Origin of the sequence: Nostoc sp. CALU 1950, from assembly GCF_051172895.1 — a bacterium.
Taxonomy (GTDB): domain Bacteria; phylum Cyanobacteriota; class Cyanobacteriia; order Cyanobacteriales; family Nostocaceae; genus Nostoc; species Nostoc edaphicum_A.
The window spans coordinates 1-207 of the sequence record NZ_JBDNJQ010000513.1 but is presented as its reverse complement, the minus strand read 5'-3'; the positions used below and the strand labels follow the sequence as shown (position 1 = coordinate 207).

1 protein-coding gene is annotated in these 207 nt (G+C 32.9%); it reads left to right on the top strand.

Annotated features, from left to right (window positions below):
- Nucleotides 1–187, top strand: a 187-nt coding sequence (locus tag ABF638_RS38585; RefSeq protein WP_435027981.1) for a hypothetical protein, incomplete at its 5' end; no start/stop codon positions are given.
- Nucleotides 188–207: the final 20 nt, after the last annotated feature.

The following is a 207-nucleotide window of genomic DNA, read 5'->3' as shown; positions in this document are numbered from 1 at the left end:
TAACATATTTTGGGCTGTTTTTATCGGATTTTTCTTAACATTCAACACTTTTGCTCTAAACCATATAGTTAGCACTCGATTAAGTAATCAAGATTATGAGCAGCTAGTCAATACAGCAAAACTCCATAAGCTAACAATTACAAGCTTAATAAGGGGAGCATCCACTTTTGGAAGATATACAAAATAAGGGAGAATGTAAAAGGAGAT